The 3,903-nt window shown below is 40.0% G+C and carries 4 protein-coding genes and 1 tRNA gene; 4 read left to right on the top strand and 1 reads right to left on the bottom strand.

What is annotated here, in order from left to right; translation table 11 throughout:
• The first annotated feature begins 332 nt into the window (after nucleotides 1-332).
• Nucleotides 333-419: transfer RNA gene (locus ACFO4R_RS06975), tRNA-Leu, on the top strand.
• Nucleotides 420-692: 273 nt separating this feature from the next.
• The gene (locus ACFO4R_RS06970) at nucleotides 693-1,382 is read left to right on the top strand and encodes a tyrosine-type recombinase/integrase (protein ID WP_379788343.1); all 690 of its coding nucleotides are present in this window, start codon (nucleotides 693-695) and stop codon (nucleotides 1,380-1,382) included.
• A gap of 135 nt (nucleotides 1,383-1,517) precedes the next feature.
• Here the strand turns inward: ACFO4R_RS06970 and ACFO4R_RS06965 are convergent, their stop codons facing one another.
• The gene (locus ACFO4R_RS06965) at nucleotides 1,518-2,075 is read right to left on the bottom strand and encodes an IS630 family transposase (RefSeq protein ID WP_379788344.1); all 558 of its coding nucleotides are present in this window, start codon (nucleotides 2,073-2,075) and stop codon (nucleotides 1,518-1,520) included.
• A gap of 106 nt (nucleotides 2,076-2,181) precedes the next feature.
• Between ACFO4R_RS06965 and ACFO4R_RS06960 the strand changes: the two genes are divergently transcribed.
• Complete coding sequence (locus ACFO4R_RS06960) at nucleotides 2,182-2,601, top strand: prepilin peptidase (RefSeq protein ID WP_379788342.1); 420 nt, start codon at nucleotides 2,182-2,184, stop codon at nucleotides 2,599-2,601.
• Nucleotides 2,602-2,707: 106 nt separating this feature from the next.
• Nucleotides 2,708-3,511 carry a hypothetical protein gene (locus ACFO4R_RS06955; protein WP_379788341.1) on the top strand — a complete coding sequence of 268 codons (804 nt, stop codon included), beginning with the start codon at nucleotides 2,708-2,710 and terminating at the stop codon, nucleotides 3,509-3,511.
• The last annotated feature ends 392 nt before the right edge of the window (nucleotides 3,512-3,903 follow it).

Here is a 3,903-nt window from a genome sequence, read left to right as displayed (position 1 = left end):
ATTTGACAAAAAAATAAAGCATTTAGAATGCTTATAGTGATTTTTTCCCTTTTAAACTGTCAAACTCCCGTGTAATTAATACCGATATATCTCTTCTACAAATACAGAAGTAGGATCGACACAGTACAAACCCTTGATATAGGCAAGGCGCGGGGCAACAATCTCAGTGTCCTTTTGTCGGAAGTTATGTGAACGGAAGAAGAGGTCCAAAAAATAAAAATTTTTTTCAAAAAAAGATGGCGAAAACTTCGATTTTGAGATACAATAGAAGACGATAAAAATCGTTGTAGATAGTTTTGCTTGCAAGCTTGCTCATGCAGGCATAAGAATTTGCGGATGTGGCGGAATTGGCAGACGCGTACGGTTCAGGTCCGTATGTATGAAAGTACTTGGGGGTTCGAGTCCCTTCATCCGCACCAATTACATAAATACGAGCGAAAACACTTAATCGCCAAGAAAACAAGGATGGATAATGATACTTCTGCTTAGCTATGGCTTGAGCTTGCAGGAAGTAAGGGAAAAAGGCTCTTACTTCTGAGCGGTCGCACGCAATGGGAGCAGCCCGGCCGAAGGCGGGGAGGTGAGATTCCTATGCCATTCTCATTGCAATAATACAAAAACATTGTTTCAAAACAAATCCTATGTAGAATTTAATAAAATATAGATTATTAAATTCTAAGAGGGAATTGGAAATGAAACAAGGACTAAGCGACTATGTAGATTATTTTCTTTACACCGTCAAACAAATCGAAGTGGCAAAAACAACCTTTGTGGGCTATGAAAACATCTGCAAAAACATCAAAGCCTATTTCGTCCATCAAACACTTGACGAGATCAAAAAAAGAGACATCCAATGTTATTTCAAATACCTATCCGACAAGAAGATCTCCATCAACACCATTCGCAAACACTATGACCTGTTAAATCAAATCTTTCGTAGTGCGATCGACGATGAACTCATCCTCACGAACCCACTTAGTAGATTAAAAAAGCCGAAAAGAGAAGATTTCTTCTGTGAAGTCTACAACGAGCAGGAATCCTTGTGCTTGCTTAAAGCAAGCAAAGGAACCGATTTGTTCTTACCGATTGTCTTTGCTCTGCTTCTCGGATTGCGAAGAGGCGAAATTTGCGGTTTAACTTGGAACAGGGTAAACCTCGAAGAACAATACCTCTTGCTTACCGACAGTCGGACCACAGCCGGAACGGAAATCGTCACAAAAAAAGTGAAAACCACTTCGTCCGTGCGAAAAATATATCTGTCGACCTTCCTCAAAGAACTACTGGAGCAAGAAAAACAACAACAACGGTTACCGCAAGAAGAAATAGAACAAGGATATGTGTGTTTAAGACAAAAAAACATGGAACCGATCCATCCCGATTAAATCTCAAATGCGTATCCGAAACTTTTGAAAAGACATAACCTGAAAAGAATTCGATTTCATGATTTGCGACACAGTTGTGCGAGCATCGCAAATCATAACGGAGAAACCTTGCATAACATCTCATACTAAAATTCATTAGAACGATTGACAAATCCATCGTCGATGAGTAATTTGTTTTACCACCTCTTTTGTTAGGGAGTTAATGGTTTCACACAATCGATCTACAACATCATTCAATGTCTTAAATACTTCGTTTTTGAACCCCATCCTACGAAGTTGTTTCCAAATTTGTTCGATTGGGTTCATCTCCGGAGTATAGGGCGGAATATGCGTGATTCGAATGTTCTTCGGTATGTTTAATCCCTTCGATTTATGCCATGCAGCACCGTCACAAATCAATAGAATCACATCTTCCTCATATTCTTTCGACAGTTCATCCAAAAATACATTCATGCACCCGGTATTACAATAGGGCATCACTAGAAAATAGTGCTCTCCTGTAAGAGGTTCTACTGCTCCATACACGTATCGATACTCTCTGATGTGATGACAAGGAACCAAAGGACGCACTCCTTTCGTACACCAACAATACTTGGGTTTGTTGATCCTTCCAAAGCCTGCCTCATCTTCAAACAGGATACGCAATCTCTTATTAGGGTAAACGCTTTCTAACTCTTTTGCCGGTGTGTTAATTTTTTTGAGGACATTGAAGAGGAAGTATCTTCCATGCTCTCGTTATAGGTCGGGGGAGGCTTTCTCCCTCCCCATTTTTTTGTTAAAAGAGGAAGGAGATGCCTGTATGAACTACGTTTCTTTTGGTGTAACCCTTACCACGCTCCTTATTTGCACGATGACCGACCTCAAAGGTCGGCTTATTTACAACAAGGTCCTTCTCCCCTATGCGGTTTTAGGCCTGGTATTTTCCCTGCAAAACCGCAGAAGTGTTTATATTGTGCTTAGTGTCGTCTTATTCCTCCTTTTTCTTTTTCTAAAAGAATTGGGAGAAGGAGATCGTAAGCTCCTTAGTATTCTTCCTATGTACTTGCACGAAGACACTGCGTTGTTCTTCTTCGTCTTATCTCTGATCTACCTTCTCCTATATGGCTATCAAAAGAAAAAAGGGATCAAAACCGTAGCCTTTGCACCGTATATCCTGCTTTCTTATCTAATCAGCATGGCTCTGTCGGTAGTAAAAGAGCTGTCTATCCCTCTCTTTTAGAAGAACATCAGATTATGAAGTATCAAATATGGTATACTATGTAATAAGAAAGTGTGATAAGAAGGATCAAGGGCAGCTTGCCCCATCAGGAAGGGAGGAGGAGAAGATGGAGCTTTATTATAAAAAGGTCCCAAAAACGACACCTGAGCGATATATCAGCGGATATGAAGCGTTGAATGTTGTAGATGAAAACGGTCTTACTGCCGATTGGCATCCACTGACTTTTTGGACAAGCACAACGCAAGAAGAGATCCCTTTATATGAAAATCCTCTGTTAAAAGAAAAGGGGATCTCCTTTCGAAAGATTCCTTTTAGTGAAGAAATGGTGTATATTGCAAATTTCTCTAGGGCCATTGCGGATCTGATCTACCATGAGTATGAGACCCATCCTTGTCTGTTTCGAAACATTGCAGAAGACTTTCTTTTGAAAGAGGAACGAGCCGAGTTGTTCGGCTATTTGCTCGAAATTCGAAAAGAAAAGGAAATTGATGAATTTCTGATTCAGGAATTTCCGAAAGAATACTATGAATTTAAGTATAGGGATCTGAAAGAAAATGCTGTATTTGCTCAGAGACCTTCTTTAAGGAACGGCTCTGAAGACAACGACAAAGTCTACACGGGAAAAGAACTGGTCGATAAAACGGTAAACTCCTTCTCTCAACAGAGGAAAGCTCAGGACCTTTACGATTTGGGATACCTGATCAAAAAATATCCGGGAGAATTTTCCAGAGAACAACTCCTGAGCATCATAGACAATATCAATTATAAGGGGATGGACTCCCTGGAATATAGTTTAAGACTGGAGATGAAAGAACATCATTTGGCCAAGATCGATCCGGCAACGTATATCATAGAACTGTATGAACGTTGTGTTCGTCGATTGGAAGAGTTGCAACACAACAGTCTCTAAAAACTGCTTTCTTTAAGGCAGTTTTTTTATTTCCGATCAGGAAAAATCTCTCTAGGACAAGGAGGTGAAGGTTATGGATATGTATATCCCTTTACTGCGTGCATTGTGGGAAATCAAATATGTGTTTCTCTTCTTTTTTCTTTTATATCTCCTGCCTCGTGTGATCTTGATCTATCGCAGACACAAAGAGGACAAGAGGTTAAAAGAATGTGGGATCGAGGAGATCGATCGTTTTTCAGGAGAAACTTTTGAGAGATATCTCATACTATTCTTCGATAGAAGTATGGTTATATCTGTTTTGCAACCACGAAAATTCGTTTTCTCTGTATTTGTCAAGCGAAAAATGGTCCAGGGATCTCATCGAAAAACGGCCCGTTATTTTAGCCACTCCC

Source organism: Filifactor villosus, assembly GCF_042652965.1.
GTDB classification, from domain to species: Bacteria; Bacillota; Clostridia; order Peptostreptococcales; family Filifactoraceae; genus Filifactor; species Filifactor villosus.
Note: the sequence above shows the minus strand (reverse complement) of the source record. Positions and strands in the feature narration are given on the sequence as shown.